The organism is Pseudomonas sp. GW456-E7 (assembly GCF_059424105.1).
This window is the reverse complement of the sequence record NZ_JBWKZB010000018.1, coordinates 1-15,489: the sequence shown is the minus strand read 5'-3', so window position 1 is coordinate 15,489 and position 15,489 is coordinate 1. Positions and strand designations below refer to the sequence as shown.

The 15,489-nt window shown below is 61.8% G+C and carries 13 protein-coding genes and 1 pseudogene; 4 read left to right on the top strand and 10 right to left on the bottom strand.

Annotation, left to right across the window (positions count from 1 at the left end; all coding sequences use genetic code 11):
* Positions 1–128: 128 nt before the first annotated feature.
* Entirely contained in the window at positions 129–1,775 is a 1,647-nt protein-coding gene (mqo, locus tag AC07YV_RS13665) for a malate dehydrogenase (quinone) (RefSeq protein ID WP_102699843.1), read from the bottom strand.
* A 480-nt stretch (positions 1,776–2,255) separates the two neighbouring features.
* On the opposite strand from mqo, the gene ilvD reads away from it, so the two are divergent.
* Complete coding sequence (gene ilvD / locus AC07YV_RS13660) at positions 2,256–3,938, top strand: dihydroxy-acid dehydratase (protein ID WP_102699842.1); 1,683 nt, start codon at positions 2,256–2,258, stop codon at positions 3,936–3,938.
* Positions 3,939–4,084: 146 nt separating this feature from the next.
* Here the strand turns inward: ilvD and AC07YV_RS13655 are convergent, their stop codons facing one another.
* The 3 genes and pseudogenes from AC07YV_RS13655 to AC07YV_RS13645 all read right to left on the bottom strand — a co-directional run bounded on the left by AC07YV_RS13655 (position 4,085) and on the right by AC07YV_RS13645 (position 6,469).
* Positions 4,085–4,810, bottom strand: a complete 726-nt coding sequence (locus AC07YV_RS13655) for a methyl-accepting chemotaxis protein (RefSeq protein WP_494990312.1) — start codon at positions 4,808–4,810, stop codon at positions 4,085–4,087.
* Positions 4,811–4,942: 132 nt separating this feature from the next.
* Positions 4,943–5,698, bottom strand: a pseudogene (locus AC07YV_RS13650) (MCP four helix bundle domain-containing protein); the annotation flags it as partial.
* A gap of 96 nt (positions 5,699–5,794) precedes the next feature.
* Positions 5,795–6,469 carry a DUF2238 domain-containing protein gene (locus tag AC07YV_RS13645; protein WP_102699840.1) on the bottom strand — a complete coding sequence of 225 codons (675 nt, stop codon included), beginning with the start codon at positions 6,467–6,469 and terminating at the stop codon, positions 5,795–5,797.
* A 158-nt stretch (positions 6,470–6,627) separates the two neighbouring features.
* Here AC07YV_RS13645 and AC07YV_RS13640 point away from each other — a divergent pair, with 158 nt between their 5' ends.
* Positions 6,628–7,059: a nuclear transport factor 2 family protein gene (locus AC07YV_RS13640; protein WP_102699839.1), complete on the top strand. Its 432-nt coding sequence runs from the start codon at positions 6,628–6,630 to the stop codon at positions 7,057–7,059.
* Between the two features lie 131 nt (positions 7,060–7,190).
* On the opposite strand, the gene AC07YV_RS13635 is transcribed toward AC07YV_RS13640, so the two are convergent.
* A complete protein-coding gene (locus tag AC07YV_RS13635) occupies positions 7,191–8,006 on the bottom strand; it encodes an AraC family transcriptional regulator (protein WP_102674928.1) in 816 nt (271 codons plus the stop codon).
* Between the two features lie 135 nt (positions 8,007–8,141).
* Between AC07YV_RS13635 and AC07YV_RS13630 the strand changes: the two genes are divergently transcribed.
* A complete protein-coding gene (locus AC07YV_RS13630; RefSeq protein ID WP_102699838.1) occupies positions 8,142–8,660 on the top strand; it encodes a carboxymuconolactone decarboxylase family protein in 519 nt (172 codons plus the stop codon).
* A gap of 184 nt (positions 8,661–8,844) precedes the next feature.
* Here the strand turns inward: AC07YV_RS13630 and AC07YV_RS13625 are convergent, their stop codons facing one another.
* Together AC07YV_RS13625 and AC07YV_RS13620 are read right to left on the bottom strand one after the other, a co-directional pair.
* Entirely contained in the window at positions 8,845–9,933 is a 1,089-nt protein-coding gene (locus tag AC07YV_RS13625; protein WP_102699837.1) for a polyamine ABC transporter substrate-binding protein, read from the bottom strand.
* Positions 9,934–9,988: 55 nt separating this feature from the next.
* Positions 9,989–11,290 carry an NAD(P)/FAD-dependent oxidoreductase gene (locus AC07YV_RS13620; protein WP_102699836.1) on the bottom strand — a complete coding sequence of 434 codons (1,302 nt, stop codon included), beginning with the start codon at positions 11,288–11,290 and terminating at the stop codon, positions 9,989–9,991.
* Between the two features lie 157 nt (positions 11,291–11,447).
* Here AC07YV_RS13620 and AC07YV_RS13615 point away from each other — a divergent pair, with 157 nt between their 5' ends.
* Entirely contained in the window at positions 11,448–12,335 is an 888-nt protein-coding gene (locus AC07YV_RS13615; RefSeq protein WP_102699835.1) for a LysR family transcriptional regulator, read from the top strand.
* Positions 12,336–12,724: 389 nt separating this feature from the next.
* On the opposite strand, the gene AC07YV_RS13610 is transcribed toward AC07YV_RS13615, so the two are convergent.
* The 3 genes from AC07YV_RS13610 to AC07YV_RS13600 form a co-directional block, all read right to left on the bottom strand.
* Complete coding sequence (locus AC07YV_RS13610) at positions 12,725–14,233, bottom strand: tripartite tricarboxylate transporter permease (RefSeq protein WP_102699834.1); 1,509 nt, start codon at positions 14,231–14,233, stop codon at positions 12,725–12,727.
* Between the two features lie 15 nt (positions 14,234–14,248).
* A complete protein-coding gene (locus tag AC07YV_RS13605; protein WP_102699833.1) occupies positions 14,249–14,734 on the bottom strand; it encodes a tripartite tricarboxylate transporter TctB family protein in 486 nt (161 codons plus the stop codon).
* 1 nt (position 14,735) lies between these two features.
* Positions 14,736–15,489: tripartite tricarboxylate transporter substrate binding protein (locus AC07YV_RS13600; protein WP_102699832.1), on the bottom strand; the 754-nt coding region annotated here is incomplete at its 5' end.

Sequence of the window (15,489 nt, the reverse complement as noted above, 5' to 3'; positions counted from 1 at the left end):
GCCACGGGTTTCTCTCTGACTGAAGACACGCTTAGGTGAACAGCTTTTCGGCATGTCCTGGTCATCGCCCACAAAAAAGCCCACTGACCGTCGCCGGTTCAGTGGGCTTTTTTTGATCCGGCGTCTAGTTACAGAGCCATATCACTCGCAGCACTAGGCTTCGGTGCCTTCGCATCCGTATCGACAGTCACCGGCTTCACAGCCGGCGCAATCACCGCTGGTGGCGGAGTCAGTTCCAGCACCTTGGCGGTGTAGGCCCACTCTTCAGCAACCTTCTCGGGGCTGTTGTTCAGCTGGGTGCCGTAGCTCGGCACGATCTGGTGCAGTTTGGCCTGCCACTCAGGGCTCGCGACCTTGTCCTTGAACACTTTCTGCAGCACGGTCAGCATGATCGGTGCGGCGGTCGATGCGCCTGGGGAGGCGCCCAGCAGGCCGGCGATGCTGCCGTCTTGCGAAGCGACGATTTCGGTGCCCAGTTTCAGCACGCCACCGGCGGCTTCGTCACGCTTGATGATCTGCACGCGCTGGCCGGCTTGCCACAGGCGCCAGTCTTCAGCCTTGGCGTTCGGGAAGTATTCCTTCAGGGCGTTGAGGCGGTCTTCATCCGACAGCATCAGCTGGCCGGCAAGGTACTCGACCAGCGGGTATTCCTTGATGCCGACCTTGGTCATTGGCCACACGTTGTGGGTGGTCGTGGTGGTCAGCAGGTCCAGGTACGAACCTTCTTTGAGGAACTTGGTGCTGAAGGTCGCGAACGGGCCAAACAGGATCACGCGCTTGCCGTCCAGCACGCGGGTGTCCAGGTGCGGAACCGACATCGGCGGTGCGCCCACCGAAGCCTTGCCGTAGGCCTTGGCCAGGTGTTGCTCGGCGATGGTCGGGTTCTCGGTCACCAGGAACGAGCCGCCTACTGGGAAACCTGCGTATTCCTGGGCTTCAGGAATGCCGGACTTCTGCAGCAGGTGCAGGGCACCGCCGCCGGCGCCGATGAACACGAACTTGGCGTCGGTTTCGGTCTTGCTGCCGTCTTTCAGGTTCTTGTAGCTGACGCGCCAGCTGCCGTCGGCGTTCTTGGTGATGTCCTGTACTTCGCTGGACAGCTTCAAGTCGAATTTCGGCGTGGTTTGCAGGTGTGCAACGAACTGACGCGTGATTTCACCGAAGTTCACGTCGGTGCCGATCGGGCTCCAGGTGGCCGCGATTTTCTGGTTCGGGTCACGCCCTTCCATCATCAGCGGCACCCACTGCTTGATCACAGCCGGGTCTTCGGAGTACTGCATGCCGGCGAACAGCGGGCTCGCCTGCAGGGCGTCGTAGCGTTTTTTCAGGAACTTGATGTTGTCATCGCCCCACACGAAGCTCATGTGCGGCGTGGAGTTGATGAACGAACGCGGGTTCTTCAGCACGCCTTGCTGAACCTGCCAGGCCCAGAACTGACGGGAAATCTGGAAGGCTTCGTTGATTTCAACGGCCTTCGGGATCGAGACCTTGCCGTTCTCGTCTTCCGGGGTGTAGTTCAGCTCGGCCAGGGCGGAGTGACCGGTACCGGCGTTGTTCCAGCCGTTGGAGCTTTCCTGGGCGACGCCGTCGAGGCGCTCGATCATTTCCATCGAAGTGCCAGGTTCCAGCTCGTTGAGCCAGACACCCAGGGTCGCGCTCATGATGCCGCCGCCAATCAGCAGTACGTCGACTTTCTTGGCTTCTTCGGCCTGGGCTGTCGTCATCCCCAACGACAAGGCCAGCCCCAGCAGGGCTGTGTTCACTTTCTTAAACATCTGTAGCACCTATGATAAAACGCCATCCGCCCTTCCATCCTCATGCGCACAGCCCCGTGTTTCATGGCAGTCACGGGCGCGGCACTCAAGGATTGCAGGGTGGGCACACAAGGCCGACTGACTGCATCGACCCCAGTTATATGTCCCTTCTGAACTGACTTCTTATCTTTTTTGGCTTCAGCTACTTGAGCGACAGTGATTCCGTCGGCACGTCTCGAGGACACGCCAACTGAATAGGTCAAACCAAGTTGGGGCGAAGAATATCACGACATGGCTAACCCGCGCGTCTGTTCGCGACTGTGTGGTCCGGTTCAGGATCAAAAGATCGTCCGAACGCGGCCCGAGCCTTCGGCAGCTCCTACATTGATACGCCGCCAGTGCAAAAAACCCTGTAGGAGCTGCCGAAGGCTGCGATCTTTTGCCTTTCAGGAGGAGAACTATACTCACTGGGCTTTTTCCGCTGAGGCTTGAGGTGTTGTCATGAGCGATAAAGACGATCTGCGCAAATATTCATCCCAAGTGATCGACGGCGTCGAAGCCGCACCCGCCCGGGCCATGCTGCGGGCCGTGGGCTTTACCGATGCAGACTTCGACAAGCCGCAGATCGGCATCGCCTCCACCTGGGCCATGGTCACCCCCTGCAACATGCACATCGACAAGCTGGCGCGCGAAGCCGAAAAAGGTGCGAATGCCGCCGGCGCCAAGGGTGTCATCTTCAACACCATCACCATCTCCGACGGCATCGCCAACGGCACCGAAGGCATGAAGTATTCGCTGGTCTCGCGCGAAGTGATCGCCGACTCCATCGAAGTGGTCACCGGTTGCGAGGGTTTCGACGGCCTGGTGACCATCGGCGGCTGCGACAAGAACATGCCGGGCTGCCTGATCGGCATGGCGCGGCTCAATCGCCCATCGATCTTTGTCTATGGCGGCACCATCCAGCCCGGGGCTGGGCATACCGACATCATTTCCGTGTTCGAGGCCGTGGGCCAGCACGCGCGGGGCGACATCAGCAAGATCCAGGTCAAGCAGATCGAGGAAGTGGCGATTCCCGGCCCCGGTTCCTGTGGCGGCATGTACACCGCCAACACCATGGCCTCGGCCATCGAGGCGCTGGGCATGAGCTTGCCCGGTTCCAGCTCCCAGGACGCCATTGGCGGCGACAAGGCCTCGGACAGTTTCCGCGCCGGCCAGCAGGTCATGGAGCTGCTCAAGCTCGACCTCAAGCCCCGGGACATCATGACCCGCAAAGCCTTCGAGAATGCGATCCGCGTGGTGATCGCCCTCGCCGGCTCAACCAACGCCGTGCTGCATCTGCTGGCCATGGCCAACGCGGTGGATGTGGAACTGACCCTGGATGACTTCGTCGAGCTGGGCAAGATCTCCCCGGTGGTCGCCGACCTGCGCCCCAGCGGCAAGTACATGATGAGCGAGCTGGTGGCCATCGGCGGCATTCAACCGCTGATGAAACGCATGCTCGATGCCGGCATGCTGCACGGCGATGTGCTGACCGTCACCGGCCAGACCCTGGCGGAAAACCTCGCCGGCGTGCCCGACTACCCGGCCGGCCAGGACGTGATCCGGCCCTTCGACCAGCCGATCAAGAAGGACTCGCACCTGGTCATCCTGCGCGGCAACCTCTCGCCCACCGGCGCCGTGGCCAAGATCACCGGCAAGGAAGGCCTGCGCTTTGAAGGCACGGCGCGGGTCTATCACGGCGAGGAAGGCGCGCTGGCCGGCATTCTCAACGGCGAGGTGCAGCCCGGCGAAGTGATCGTGATCCGCTACGAAGGGCCCAAGGGCGGGCCGGGGATGCGCGAAATGCTCTCGCCGACCTCAGCGGTCATGGGCAAGGGCCTGGGCAAGGAGGTGGCGCTGATTACCGACGGGCGCTTCTCTGGTGGCTCGCATGGTTTTGTCGTGGGGCATATCACGCCTGAGGCGTTTGAAGGCGGGCCGATTGCGCTGGTCGAGAATGGCGACAGGATCATCATCGATGCGCAAACCCGGCAGATTACCGTGGATGTGTCCGATGCCGTGCTGGCCGAGCGCAAGTCGCGTTGGGTGCGGCCGGAATCCAAATACAAACGCGGGGTGTTGGCCAAGTATGCGAAGACAGTGTCCAGTGCTTCGGAGGGGGCGGTGACGGATAAGTATCTTTAGGCCATTGGTCCAGCGTTGTCTGGACTATTGCCATCGCGAGCAAGCTCGCTCCCACAAGGGATCTTCGTCATAAGGAGATCCTCTGTGGGAGCGAGCTTGCTCCGGGCGGCGTTCCGACGATGGCGTCCTGTCAGGCAACCTCTACCTCAAAGCCTGAACCGATCCACCGACTGCGACAGCTGCCCCGCCAGACTGGACAGTTCATCGGTGGTCGACGCCGTCTGCCCGATCACCTTGCTGTTGCCTTCGGACATGCCGGCAATCATCTCCACCTGATGGGCGATCTCGTTGCTGGCCAGGCTTTGCTCGCCGATGGTACGGCTGATGTCATTGACCAGTTGCGTGGTATGCAGCGTGGCATCGAGGATCTCGCGGATGGCGCGCTCGACATCGGCCGTCACCGCCATGCCTTTGTCGACCTGGGCCACGCCCTCCTCCATGCTGATCACCGCCTCGCGGGTGCTTTGCTGGATGCGCGCGACCATGCTGGCGATTTCCTGGGTGGACGCGCTGGTGCGCCCCGCCAGGCTGCGGACCTCATCGGCCACTACGGCAAAACCGCGTCCCTGCTCGCCGGCGCGGGCGGCTTCGATGGCGGCGTTGAGTGCCAGCAGGTTGGTCTGGTCGGCAATACCCTTGATCACCTGGATGATGTTGAAAATCCCTTCGGACTCCTTGTCCAGCGTGCGGATCACCTGCGCCGACTGCTGCGCCGAACGCGCGATGCCGTCCATGTCGCTGACCACCTGGTGGATCACCCGGCCGCCATCCTTGGCCAGGTTTTCTGCCTGATTGGCCATGTTCAGCGCCCGTTCGGCATGCCGGGTGATTTCCTCGATGCTCGCGGTCATTTCGCTGGCGGCCGCGGCCATGGTGCTGGCCGCCGCGCTTTGCTGCTGGCTGCTGCCGGCCACCTCATGGCAGCCGTTGCTCAGCAGTTCGCTCATGCCACTGACGCCGTGGGCGTTGCTGCGCACGACCTCGATCATGCCGCGCAAATCCCGCTGCATGGTTGCCAGGCTACGAATCAAGTCGCTGGCTTCGTCCTTGTGGGTGGGCTCGACGATCGGCTCGCTGAGGTTGCCATGGGCGATGCTCTCGGCAATGCGGCTGGCGGTTTGCAACGGGCCCATGATGCTCAGGATCGCCGAACGCCCCAGGGCCAGCAGCAACAACAGACTGGCGATCAGCACACCGCCGAGGGTCAGGTTGGCGTTGCTGATGGCAAGCGCGGTGCCCTGGCTGGTCTGTTGCGTGTCGCTTTCGATCAACTCGCTGAGGGCCTCCATCTGGTCTTCCAGTTGGCTGAAGGCGTTGTTGAACGTGCCCAGGTCCTGTTGCGCGGCTTCCGGGGTTTCCAGGGCCAGCGCGACGATACGCTCGGCAGTGCCGATGTAGGTGTCGAGGCTGGGCTTGATCTTGTTCAGGCCGGCCTTGATGGTGTCGCTGACCGGCAGCTTGAGGTTTTCCCCGAGCACTTCGCGAAAGCGTTGGGTGTGCTCTTCGATGGAACTGCGCACCTCGGCCTTGCTGCTGGTGCTCTTGTTCAAGCCCACCAACATGGCCGACAGCACGTCGGCGCGCAACGCGTCGTGCATCATGTCGGCTTCGAGGTGATTGCGCAGTGCGGCCATGCTGACGTTGTCGTCGCCCACGGCCTCGGCCATCCGGGCGTTCCCCAGGTAACTGACCAGGCTCATGATCAACGCAGTCAGTAGTCCGGTGCCGATCAGCAACATTAAACGCAGTTTTATGGACACTCTGTGGTTCCTCTCTGGCACGTTAGGCCGCGGGGTTCCCCCGCGCGAATGGCACTCTTGAAGAGGTTATCGACGGGGCCGCGCAGTAATTGAAGCCTACTGCCAAAGATTGTGTTTTTTGCGACATGCGGTCGTCACCGGTTGCTTTTGCCGCATGCCGCGCAGGGACACCAGCAACAGGCTGGCAAACGCTCCGGCGACCGCGATGGCCATGTCCTTTTGCGAATCCCACGGATCGTTTTGCGCGCCGACGAAGGCCTTCGCCGTGTCATTGCCCAGGAAGGCACCGCCGATCCACTCCACCAGTTCGTACAGGGCGGAGGTCGACAGCATGATGTTCAGGGTCACGAAAAACAGCCAGAACCCGCGCAGCGGCGTCAGCCGCCGCAGGACTTCGCGCACCGGATATGCCAGCAGCAGCCCGTAGCTCAGATGCACCAATCGGTCGTAGTGATTGCGGTGAGCACCTGCCGCCCGGTCGAAACTGAAGCCCAACCACGCCGAAGACCAACGATCGTAAGGCACCAGGGAATAGGTGTAATGGGCGCCCAGTTCGTGTACGCACAGAAACGCAAACACCAGGGTGACGGACATTGTCGACAAGCGGAATCGCCGAGAAACCGCGACCAGCGTCCCCACCAGCAACAGCACCAGCAGGTTTTCCAGCGCCCAGTCCACCCGGCTGCGGGGAGAAAAACCCGACACCACCACGATCACCAGGAACACCATGAGCAACGTCAGGTCGTGCCGTATACGTTGGTTCGGCTGCATGGCTGGAATACCTCGAAGTCAGGACATCGCCCTTTTAACTTCGAGGCAAGGTCACCGGGCAAGTTCGCTTTTTCCCTCCAGCACATGATAAGTTGTACGATGACTGATGAATGCTCATCCATTCATCGCGTCATCCCTACAACAACAAGGAAACACCCATGAAAAAAGCAAAAGTGCTGATTGGTTTTCTGTGCCTGTTCACCGGCTACGTCGCCGCCACCCCGGCCGCCTCGGACAAGGACGTGGCCCAAGCGGTCGACCACCTGACCCAGGCCATGCTGCACAAGGACATCCCGGAGCTGAAAGCCTTGACCGCCGAGAACCTGACCTACGGGCATTCCAGCGGCAAGATCCAGGACAAGCAGGCCTTCATCGCCGACATCGAAACCGGCAAAAGCGCGTTCAAGACCCTTGAGATGCAGAACCAGACCATCACCGTTTCCGGCGATGTCGCGCTGGTCCGTCATCATTTCTCGGCACAAGCGCTCAAAGGCACCGAAGTGGTGCCCACTGAAATAGAGAACTTCCAGATCTGGCAAAAGCAGGACGGTAAATGGCTGTTGGTGGGACGCCAGGCGTTCAAGTTCTGAGGCGCCGCTAAAGCCACCACCGTACCTGTGGGAGCGAGCTTGCTCGCGATGGCGGAGTGTCGGTCGCCATATCAGGTGTCTGACACACCGCTATCGCGAGCAAGCTCGCTCCCACAGGGTTTTCGGGTGTATCAACTACCCTTCCACTCCCGCGGGCTCAGCCCGGTCTTGCGCCGGAACGCCCGGGCCAGCGCCGAGGGGCTCTCATAACCCACTTCCTCGGCGATCAGCGCTATCGGCCGGCCCTCGCGCAGGCGCTTCTGCGCCAGGCTGATGCGCCAGCTCACCAGGTAATCCACCGGTGTCTGCCCGACCACCCGGCGAAAGTGTTCGGCGAAACTGGCCCGCGACATGTTGGCGGCGACCGAGAGTTCGGCCACGCTCCAGGCCTTGGCCGGGCTTTGATGCATCAGGCTCAGGGGCCGCGCCAGGCGCGCATCGGCAAGGCCCGCCATCATGCCCGGTCGCTGGCCTGTGGTGCTCAGGATGTGCCGCAGCAACAGAATCACCAGCAGCTCGAACAGGCGATCCATCACCGCTTCACGCCCGCAGGTACCGTCGAACGCCTCGTTGAACAGCCATTCCAGGGTCCCGGCCAGGGTCGGGATTTCATCGAGCTTGAGCACCAGGTAATCCGGCAGCGCCGCCGCCAGGGCATTGCCCGCACCGCCGTCGAAATCCAGGGTCGCGCACACCAGTTGCGTGCCGGATGCTTCAGACGCAAACAGACGATGTCGATAGGGCCGGGGGAAAAAGATCAGGCTCGGCTCGGTCAGTTGCAGGTCCGGCTGGTCGCCCATTTTGAGCAGCAACTCCCCCGCCTGGAGCAGGTGTAAATGACCGCTGGCCTGTTGGCCGTCGTAGGCGACGGTGCCGCAGAACATACCGCTATGGAAAGTGCCGGCATTGACGCTGAAATGGGTGAGCAACGTGGACAGGCGATCCATGACAAGGGCTCCCGAAGGCAGTTCTGGACGATCTGTCGCATATCCTCGACGATTTGCATCCAATACACCAGGCCTTCTCCCTAACATGAGCTCCGTACCCAGCGCATTCCGCGCCTTACATCACGGAGTATCACCATGACCCGCATTGCCCCGATCAGCCTGGAAAACGCCACCGACACCACCCGCCCCCTGCTGGAGGCCGTGCAGAAGAAAATCGGTTTTCTGCCCAACGTCTTCAAAGTCCTGGCCCACGCACCGGCCGTGCTGGCCTCGTACCTGCAAAACTCGGCCGCACTGGGCAGGACGTCCCTGAGCGCCACGGAAAAGGAAGCGGTGTCCCTCGCCACTTCGCAAGTCAACGGCTGCGACTACTGCCTGGCCGCTCACACGGTGTTCGCCGGTAAGGCCGGACTGTCGAAGCAGGAGATCCTCAGCGCACGACACGGCGAGCTTAACGCCATTGCCACCCTCGCCCGCCAGGTCACCGAAAGCCGTGGGCACCTGAGCGTCGAGCAGATCACCGCAGCGCGTATTGCGGGTATCGACGACGGCAAGATCATCGAAGTGATCGCCCATGTGGCATCGCAGACGCTCACCAACTATCTGAACAACGCAATCCTGACCGACATCGACTTCCCGGCCATCGAGGCCTGAACCGATCCAGCGTAAATCCTGTCTGAAACATTCTGTCGGAGCGAACCGAAACCTGTGGGAGCGAGCTTGCTCGCGATCGCGGTGGTCCATTCAACATCGATGTCGTCTGGCCTGACGCTATCGCGAGCAAGCTCGCTCCCACAATGATTTTGCTCAAGTGACAGTTGTGCGCATGACGCCAACGTCAGGTATTGGTTTTCAGCTTGGTCCACAACCGCGTGCTGAGGCGTGCGATGGCCGCGGGCAAGTCCTCGACGGTGAACAGCTTGTCCATCACGGTTTTCGGCGGGTAGATCGCCAGGTCCTGCTTCACCGCCGGGTCGACGAAGGCATCCGCCGCGCTGTTGGGGTTGGCGTAGTGGATGCTGTTGCTGATGTTGGCAATCACCTTCGGCTCCAGCAGGTAGTTCATGTAGGCGTAGCCGTTCTTCTCGTGTGGCGCGCTCTTGGGCATGACCACCATGTCCAGCCACAAGGTGGAACCTTCGTCCGGGATCGAGTAGGCAATGTCGATCCCGTTCTTCGCTTCCCTGGCGCTGGCGGCGGCCTGCACGATGTCGCCGTTGAAACCGATCACCGCGCAGACGTTGCCGTTGGCCAGGTCGCTGATGTACTTGGACGCATGGAAATACTGGACGTATGGCCGGATCTTCAGCAGCGCCTGCTCGGCTTTCTTGTAGTCGGCCGGCTCGTGGCTATGAGGCGGCAGCCCCAGATAGTTGAGGGTGATCGGCAGGATCTGCGTCGGGTTGTCGATGATCGCCACGCCGCACTCGCTGAGTTTCTTGATGTTGTTCTCGTCGAAGAACAGCTTCCAGGAATGGGTGACATCGGTAGTGCCGAAGATCGCCTTGATCTTCTCGACGTTGTAGCCGATGCCCGCCGTGCCCCACATGTAAGGGAAGCCGTACTGGTTGCCCGGGTCGTTGACCTCAAGCTTCTTCATCAGCGCCGGGTCGAGGTTTTTCCAGTTGGGCAACTGGCTCCTGTCGAGTTTCTGGATCGCGCCGGCCTTGATCAGGCGCGACAGGAAGTGGTTCGACGGGCTGACCACGTCATACCCGGTATTGCCGGTCATCAGTTTCGATTCCAGCACTTCGTTGCTGTCGTGGATGTCGTAGGTCGCCTTGATCCCGGTTGCCTTGGTGAAGTCGGGCAAGGTGTCGTCGGCGATGTAACCGTTCCAATTGGAGATATTGACGGTTTCGTCGGCGTAGGCGACGGCGGAAAAGGTCGAGATCAGGGCCACAAGGGAAAGCGTATTGACGCGCATGTTGAATCACCTTCGATGGGAAGTGCTGTTGTTCTTGTTGTGAAGTTCGTGTTGGTCAGACTTCGCTTCTGGCCCGGACCGTTTCCACGCGCATACGCAGCATGGCACCGATGTCGAGCAGCGGCTTGGGCGGCAGCCAACCGGGTTGTGCCCGCGTGATGACCGATTGCAGCAGCGCTGAATCACCGCCCGAGGCCAATTCCGCGAGCAGGCGCCCCCACAGCGTGCCCCGCGCCACGCCGGAACCGTTGCACCCGGCCACGGCGTACACGCCCTCCTCGACTTTCGCGAAGTACGGTTGCCCGGAGCGCGAAGCGCTGAGATGACCGGTCCAGGTGTATTCGATGTCCTGCTCGCCGAGCATCGGGAAACGCCGTTGCAACCCCAACGCGTGGTGCTGGCGACGGGTCGACAGCTCGCTCAATGACAAATCCCTGGAGCGGTATTCCGCGGTGTTGCGGATCATCACCCGGCGATCCGGCGTCAGGCGTACCGTGGCGCCCAACGGACGGGTCGACAGCACACCCCAGGACGCTGGCGCCCCCAGGGCTTCAAACTCTTGGTCACTGAGCGGTCGCGTGAGGCTGGCGCTGAGTTCCATCGCGAAGGTGCCGCTGTCGTCGATCCCCGAACGAGGAATGAAGGCGTTCAGGCAGACCAACACCTGCCTGGCTTCAACGCAGCCATCTTGGCCCCGGGCACGGATCCGGCCGTCGCCGAGGCGCTCAAGACCTGCGATATCGCTGTTCTCATGGACCGTCACTGTCGGCGGCAAGGCATCGAGCAGGCCCTTCACGTACTTGGCCGGTTGCAGCAGCGCATTGCCATTGCCGCACCAGATTCCGGCACGGTAGTGGCGGGTGCCGAGTTTCTCGATCAGTTGTTCGCCTTGCAGGAACTGCGCGCTGGCGCCAACGGCCCGCAAGGTCTGCAACTTGGCTTCGACGTCGCTCAGCTTGCGTGGATCGCTGACGGCAAAGAAATAGCCCGATTCCCTGAAGTCGCATTCGATGCCCAGCCGGGCGATCTGCTTGCGCACTTCATCGGCGGCGGCGCGGCCGATCGACGTATCCACTTGATAGCCGGCGAACCCGGCGCTGCCCAGCAACTCGCTCGCGGCGGGATGTTCGTGGGCCACCACAAACCCGGAGTTACGCGCCGATGCCCCCTGCGCAGCCCGCTGGCGGTCGACGACCACAATGCGTGCCTGGGGGTGCATGTGCGCCAGAGCGTGCGCCGCACTGAGGCCGGTAATGCCGGCGCCGATCACCAGCCAGTCGGTGTGCTGCGTGCCTTTGAGCGGATCGCGCAACGGAGAACTCCCCGCTTGCGCAATCCAGCCACAGATATTTTCCATGCGTCACCTCAGGTTCTTGTTCTGCGAACCGTCTCGATCAGCATGTTATGCAGGATTCGCATAAATGGTTTTCGTGAACGGTGTCCATGACTAGAATCTAAAGGCTGATAACGCAGACAACCAACGTTATTAAATCATCGAGGCATTCTGAAAACGCATGGATAAAGTACGCCACGTGCCCTCGCTGCAGGGCTTGCAGGCCCTGGTCGAGGTCGCCGGGTCGGGCAGCTTCACCCAAGCGGCGCAAAAGCTCTGCCTGACCCAAAGCGCCGTGAGCCGACAGATCCAGCAACTGGAGAGCCACTTCGGTGTCGCGTTGTTCGTGCGCAGCAGCCGCAGCCTGCAACTGACCCCGGAAGGCGAGCAGGTGCTGGCCAGCGCTCGCACCATCCTCGAACAATTGAGGTCGCTCGAAGACCGGCTCGCGCCAAAGCAACGCCCGTTCCGCATTCGCATGCACGTGTCACTGGCGGTGCGCTGGCTGCTGCCCAAACTGAACGATTTCTACCGGCATCACCCTGACGTCTCCCTGGCAATCGAAACCGTGGCCACGGAAGTGGTGGAACCGGCCAGTGACAGCGACGCCTACATTCTCTATCTGCCTGAGCCGTCCACGGCGCCCGATTGCCTGACGCTGTTCGAGGAAGCCCTGGTGCCGGTGTGTGCGCCTGGGCTGGGCACCCCGACCCGGCCATTGGCTTCGCTGGAAGATCTGTCGGGGTTCGCGTTGCTGCACCGTTCCTCCGATCAACATGACTGGCAGGTATGGTTGTCAGCCCATGGCGGCAAGGCGTTGCAGGACTATCGGCATATCCCCTTCAACCTCGACGAACTGGCACTCGATGCCGCCGCCCGGGGGCTGGGGGTGGCGATGACCGACATGACCCTGGCAGGCGAGTCGATCCAGCGCGGTGAACTGGTGATTCCGTTTGGTGAACCGTTGAAGACCCGGGGGATTTACTCGTTGTGCCTGCAACCCTCGGCGGCCACCCATCCGGCGTGCGCACCGGTCATGCAGTGGTTCACCGCACAAACCACTGCATGAGGCTGTACGCAAAATGTGCGAGTGACAAAAATCACTGTGGGAGCGAGCCTGCTCGCGAAGGCGTCCGGTCAGTTGACATTTATTTCGCTGACACTCCGTCTTCGCGAGCAGGCTCGCTCCCACAGGGTTAGTGGGTGTACGCAGTATTCGTGAACAACCGAAATTACTGTGGGAGCGAGCTTGCCCGCGAAGGCGTCGAGTCAGTTGACATTCATTTCGCTGACACTCCGTCTTCGCGAGCAGGCTCGCTCCCACAGGGTCAGTGGGTGTACGCAGTATTCGTGAACAACCGAAATTACTGTGGGAGCGAGCTTGCCCGCGAAGGCGTCGGGTCAGTTGACCATTATTTCTCTGACACTCCGCCTTCGCGAGCAGGCTCGCTCCTACAGTCAATCATCCTCATGCAACTTGATCCCGCGCTTATGCAGCACATAGGGCACCAACAGCACCAGCAGCGTCAGGGCAAGAAAGAACGCCGAGATCGGTTGCGTGACGAACACCGTCCAGTCGCCCTGGCCGATGGACAAGGCGTTGCGCAGTTGTTTCTCGGCCATCGGCCCCAGCAGCATGCCGACGATCACCGGGGCGACGGGGAAGTCGAACCGCCGCATCAGCACCCCGCCCCAGCCAATCGCCAACATCAGCAGCAGGTCGAAGGATGAGTGGCGCATGCCATACACGCCGATGGTGGCGAATACCAGGATGCCGGCATTCAGGTACGGCCGGGGGATCTGCAGCAGTTTGACCCACAGCCCCACCAGCGGCAGGTTCAACACCAGCAGGATGACGTTGCCGATGTACAGCGAGGCCACCAACGTCCAGACCAGGTCAGCGGAGGTTTCGAACAGCATCGGCCCCGGTTGCAGGTTGTAGTTCTGGAACGCGGCCAGGAGGATCGCCGCGGTGGCGGACGTCGGGATGCCCAGGGTCAGCAACGGCACCAGGGACCCGGTCGCGCTGGCATTGTTGGCCGCTTCCGGGCCGGCGACGCCTTCGATGGCGCCCTCGCCCTTGTTGGCGGAAAACTCCTTGGGGTATTTGCTGAGCTTGCGCTCGGTCGAATAGGACAAAAAGGTCGGAATCTCCGCACCACCGGCCGGAATAGATCCAAACGGAAAGCCGATCAGCGTGCCGCGAAGCCACGCAGGCACCGAACGCTTCCAGTCGGCACGGGTCATCCACAACGAGGTCAGGCGATGCCGCCCTTCGTTCGCTTCCGTTTGATAGAGCAAGCTGTACAGGGCCTCGCCCACGGCGAACAAGCCGACCGCCACCAACACCACCTCGATACCGTCCACCAGTTCGGGAACGCCCAGGGTGTAGCGGGCAATGCCCGAGGTCGAGTCCAGGCCGATCAAGCCGATGGTCAACCCGACGCCCAGCGAAGCAAACCCTCGCAGCATCGAGGCGCCGAGCACCGCCGACACGGTGGTGAACGACAGCACCAGGATCGCGAAATATTCGGTCGGGCCGAAATTCAGCGCCAGCCTGGCCACAACCGGCGCAAACAGCGTCAGCAACACCGTGGCGATGGTGCCGGCGACGAAGGAGCCTATCGCCGCCGTTGCCAGCGCAGGGCCGGCGCGGCCGTTGCGCGCCATCAGGTTGCCCTCCAGGGCCGTGACCATGGAGGACGATTCACCCGGGGTGTTGAGCAGGATCGAAGTGGTGGAACCGCCGAACTGCGCACCGTAGTAGATACCGGCGAACATGATCAGTGCACCGGTAGGGTCGACCTTGGCGGTGATGGGCAACAGCAGGGCCACCGTCAGCGCCGGGCCGATCCCCGGCAACACGCCGATGGCGGTGCCGAGCAGGCAGCCGATGAATCCCCACATCAGGTTGATCGGCGTCAGCGCCGCGGCAAAACCCATCGCCAGGCTTGAAAGAATGTCCACGGTGTCAATCTCCTTTCAAAGCCAGATGTTGATCAGCGACGGCAGGGAAACCCCCAGCCCGGCGTTGAACAGCCAGTAGATCGGCAGGGTCAGGGCAATGCCGATGGCCAGGTCCCGCAGCGGATGACGGCTGCCGAACCCCCGCGCCGAACAGGCGAACAACAACCCGGCGGCCAGCACAAAACCGATGAGGTTGATCAGCAGCGCCACCCCGACAAGCCCGGCGGTCACCCAGGCGGCGCCGGTTTTTCCACCGGGCACCGTGCCTGCGTCGTCGTTATCCAGCTCGCGAAAACCGCCGCTGAGCGCCTGATAGCTCAGCAACAGGCCCACACCGCCGAGAAACGCCGCCACCACATAGGGGTAAACGTAGGCCGGGAGGATGACAAAACCCATTTCCGGTGGAAAACGGTAGGCCCCCATCGCCAATACGACGCTGATGGCGATCAGGCCGAGGCCGACCGCCAATTGCGTCGGCACCACTGCGCGCAGTGTGGTCATCTCAAAGCAGCCCGACCTTGACCAGCATGGCGTGCAACCGCACGTGTTCTTCGTCGACGAACTTGCCGAACTCATCGCCGGTCAACACGCTGGGCGTCCAGGCGTTGGTCTGGATATTGTCCTGCCAGACCTTGCTCTTGGTGGCGGCCACGACCGCGTCGATCACCTCTTTACGCTGTTCCGGGGTGAGGCCCGCCGCACCGTAAACGCCGCGCCAGTTGCCGATCGTCACGTCATAGCCGCTCTCCTTGAGGGTCGGTGCGTCAATGCCGGGAACACGCTCCGGCGCGCCGATGGCCAGGACACGGAACTGACCGTTCTTGATGTACTGGCCCAGCTCGGCGAAACCGCCGGTGATCACCTTGAGCTGACCGCCCAGCGCCTGGGCAACCACCTCGCCACCGCCACCAAACGCCACGTAGTTCACCTTGTTGACCGGCACGTCCAGCTTGCCCGCCAGCTCGGCAATGCCGATGTGATCCACCGAGCCCTTGGAACCGCCGCCCCAGGTGATGCTCGTCGGGTTGGCCTTGAAGGCCTTGATCAGGTCATCGAGGGTCTTGTATTCAGATTCCTTGCGCACGGCGATCACGTTGTACTCGGTGAACAACCGGGCAATGGGCGTCACATCCTTCAGGCTGATCTGCGACTTGTTCTGTTCGATGCCCGCGACCATGATCGCGCCGACCACCAGCAACGCATTCGGATCGCCCTTGGTGCTGTTGGCAAATTGCGCCAGCCCCAGGGTCCCGCCC